At 66.0% G+C, this 2,853-nt stretch carries 6 protein-coding genes; 4 read left to right on the forward strand and 2 right to left on the reverse strand.

All coding sequences use genetic code 11. The features are described from left to right. On the forward strand, window positions 1-290 hold a 290-nt coding region (locus JOZ79_RS01830), incomplete at its 5' end, for a CorA family divalent cation transporter (protein WP_294069794.1). Window positions 291-320: 30 nt separating this feature from the next. On the opposite strand, the gene rpmB is transcribed toward JOZ79_RS01830, so the two are convergent. Beyond that, window positions 321-611 carry a 50S ribosomal protein L28 gene (gene rpmB / locus JOZ79_RS01835; protein WP_294069797.1) on the reverse strand — a complete coding sequence of 97 codons (291 nt, stop codon included), beginning with the start codon at window positions 609-611 and terminating at the stop codon, window positions 321-323. A gap of 170 nt (window positions 612-781) precedes the next feature. Here rpmB and JOZ79_RS01840 point away from each other — a divergent pair, with 170 nt between their 5' ends. After that, window positions 782-1,072 (forward strand): hypothetical protein, encoded by a 291-nt coding sequence (locus JOZ79_RS01840; RefSeq protein ID WP_294069800.1) that lies wholly within the window; start codon window positions 782-784, stop codon window positions 1,070-1,072. Window positions 1,073-1,111: 39 nt separating this feature from the next. Continuing rightward, on the forward strand, window positions 1,112-1,564 hold the full coding sequence (locus JOZ79_RS01845; protein WP_294069802.1) for a nucleoside deaminase: 453 nt from the start codon (window positions 1,112-1,114) through the stop codon (window positions 1,562-1,564). Here the strand turns inward: JOZ79_RS01845 and JOZ79_RS01850 are convergent. Continuing rightward, window positions 1,561-2,274: an OmpA family protein gene (locus tag JOZ79_RS01850; protein WP_294069805.1), complete on the reverse strand. Its 714-nt coding sequence runs from the start codon at window positions 2,272-2,274 to the stop codon at window positions 1,561-1,563. The genes JOZ79_RS01845 and JOZ79_RS01850 overlap by 4 nt on opposite strands. Before the next feature lie 90 nt (window positions 2,275-2,364). Here JOZ79_RS01850 and JOZ79_RS01855 point away from each other — a divergent pair. Continuing rightward, window positions 2,365-2,853, forward strand: a 489-nt coding sequence (locus JOZ79_RS01855) for a CNNM domain-containing protein (RefSeq protein ID WP_294069808.1), incomplete at its 3' end; no start/stop codon positions are given.

Consider the following 2,853-nt stretch of genomic DNA (forward strand, 5'->3'; position numbering starts at 1 on the left):
CCGACGTCACGGCGCTTGCGGAGCACGCGACGTTTCTCGCCGATAACCTGACCTTTCTGCTCGACGCCTCGCTGGGCCTCATCTCGATCGAGCAGAACGCGGCCATGAAGCTTTTCTCGTGGGCGGCAGTCGTCTTCCTGCCGCCGACGCTGATCGCCGGCATCTACGGGATGAACTTCGAGCATATGCCCGAGCTTCACTGGCTCGCGGGCTATCCGTGGGCGCTCGGCCTGATGGTGGCGAGCGCGGTCCTGCCGTACTGGTATTTCAAGAGGCGCGGCTGGATCTAGCCGAGAGGCCGCGTCGGGCAGCCTGATCCCTTAAGCCGCTTCGACGGCCTTCTTCGCGATCTCGCGCTTGAGCTTGCGAGCCTTCGGGCTCAGCTTGTCTTCGCTAGTCTTCGCCAGCCAGTTGTCGAGACCACCCACATGCTCGACGGAACGAAGCCCGTGCGTCGACACGCGCAGCTTGACGCTCTGCCCGAGCGCATCGGAGATCAGGGTCACGTTCTGCAGGTTCGGCAGAAAGGTGCGCTTCGTCTTGTTGTTGGCGTGAGAAACGTTGTTTCCCACCTGCCGGCCCTTGCCGGTCAGCTCGCAAACCCGCGACATGGTCTATATCCTGATTTTGGTCGAGCGCGTGGGTGCGCCCGGAAAGCGCCGCCCGTTACCCGTTCGGGCCGGTCTCGTCAACGGCGGTGAGGCAGCGCGAGAGAAACCGCGCGGCTCTACTGACGTTATCCCGGCAAGTTAGGACTCGCGAAGACCGGAGGACCACGACGATGCGAGCCGTCATCTTCGTTATCATCATTGCCGTGCTGGTCGTGCTTGCTGCGCTGGCGACCGGCTTCCTGCATGTCAACCAGGTCCGGCCGGCGCAAACGCCCCAGGTGACCGCGACGCGCCATGGAGTCACCGCCAAGGGCGGCCAGGCGCCGGCATTCGACGTCGAGACCGGCTCGGTGCAGGTCGGCACACGGTCGGCGACCTTAAAGGTGCCCGACATCCGCGTGCAGCCCGCCAATGGCGCCGAGTCCAACGAGGCGACCGCGAACGGCGTCAACCACAGCTAGCTGACAGTCGTGCCCCCGCTGCGCTAGCGCTGGAGCGCGATGACCTTCCCGCTGCCCCCACCGATGCGCCGAGCGCTCGACCTCGCGGCCGAAGCCGCCGCGGATGGCGAGGTGCCCGTTGGCGCTGTCGTTACTCGCGGCGACGAGGTCATCGCCGAGACCCGCAACGCGATGCGAGGCACACTCGATCCGACTGCCCATGCCGAGATGCAGGCGATTCGCGCCGCCGCCGAGCGGCTCGGTACTTCGCGTCTCGACGATTGCACCTTGTGGGTGACTCTGGAGCCCTGCGCGATGTGCGCGGCAGCGCTGGCGATCGCGCGGGTGAGGGCGCTGCGCTTTGCGACGGACGATCCGAAAGGCGGCGGAGTCGTGCACGGGCCGCGGATCTTCGCGCAGTCGACCTGTCATCACCGCCCGGATGTGCTGGGTGGCATCGGCGAAGAGGAGGCGGCGGCCCAGCTCCGCGCCTTCTTTTTGGAACGGCGCTAGCGCAGGTCCGTCGAGCGGAACGGGATTACCCGAAGCTCGACACGGCGGTTGGCGGCGCGCTGAGTCTCGTCGGCTTCGGGATTATAGAGCGGCGCCCCCTTGCCGAGGCCTTTCGACGCCAGCCGGGCCCGAGCGACGCCATGGCCGGCGAGATAGGCGGCAACGGCGGCCGCGCGCTTCTGCGACAAGGCTGCATTATAGTCGGCGCTGCCGCTGGTGTCGGTGTGAGCGAGCACGTCGACATAGGTCGAGCCATAGAGCTTCAGCGTTCGCGTGAGCTCGAGCAGCGTCGCGTCGAACTCCGGCCTCAGCACGCTGCTGTTGCTGTCGAAGGTAAAGCTCGCAGGAATGCGAATCAGCAATCCATCGGGCATGTTGAGCACATCGACGCCGATGCCCGCCGTCTGCACGCGCAGTTCCTGTTCCAGCCGCTGCATTGTCGCCGGCGCTTCGGCGGGTGCCAGCGGCCGAATGCGCGCCGCCCGCATCTTCGCGGCGCGGGCGTGCCGGCCACCGATGATGTCGGCATTGAGATAGCCCGCAGTCAGCCCCAGCGCGGTGAACTCGGCCGGGCGCGGCAGCGGCGGCGCTCCGGAGCCCATCATTCCGCATCCCGACAGGGCGAGTGCGGCGGCGGCCGATGCAAGGCTTGCGGCAGGATGAAACGAGCGCATCAGGAAGCTCCGGACCATGATGGAAAAGAAAGGCATGAAACCGGCACGGCGGGCCGGTGGTTCCGCTTGTGCAACTACCCATTTTGTGAACCTTCGGCGACAGGCTAGACTCCGCAACGCATCTCGATGAGCGATCAATTGCACTCCATACCCTGGCTCGCCGTCCTGCTGATCCTCGTTCTGGTCGTCCTCAACGGCGTCCTTTCGATGAGCGAGCTGGCGATCGTCTCGTCGCGCGAGGCGCGGCTGAAGGCGCTTGCCCGCAACGGAAGCAACGGCGCGAAGATTGCTCTCGAGCTCGCGTCCGATCCGGGGCGTTTCCTTTCGACGGTGCAGAGCGGCATCACCTTGATCACCTTCCTCAACGGCGCCTTTTCGGGCGCAACTTTGGGGCAGCCCGTGGCCGACCGGCTGGAGCTCGCCGGGCTCAGCACGGCAACCGCGCACACGCTCGGCTTCACCCTGGTTATCGTCGTGACGACCTTCATCTCGCTCGTCATCGGCGAGATCGTTCCCAAGCAGATCGCCCTTCGCTCGCCCGAGCCGATCGCGGTGGTCGTGTCCTGGCCCATGACCTTGCTGTCTCGAATCACGGCGCCCTTCGTCTGGCTGCTC

It is taken from the genome of Sphingomonas sp. (assembly GCF_019242355.1).
Lineage (GTDB): Bacteria > Pseudomonadota > Alphaproteobacteria > Sphingomonadales > Sphingomonadaceae > Sphingomicrobium.

Excerpts from the sequence above, each read along its gene's own strand:
- JOZ79_RS01840 (WP_294069800.1), top strand. The coding sequence starts at position 782 with ATGCGAGCCGTCATCTTCGTTATCATCATTGCCGTGCTGGTCGTGCTT.
- rpmB (WP_294069797.1), bottom strand. The coding sequence starts at position 611 with ATGTCGCGGGTTTGCGAGCTGACCGGCAAGGGCCGGCAGGTGGGAAAC.
- JOZ79_RS01850 (WP_294069805.1), bottom strand. The coding sequence starts at position 2,274 with ATGCCTTTCTTTTCCATCATGGTCCGGAGCTTCCTGATGCGCTCGTTT.
- JOZ79_RS01845 (WP_294069802.1), top strand. The coding sequence starts at position 1,112 with ATGACCTTCCCGCTGCCCCCACCGATGCGCCGAGCGCTCGACCTCGCG.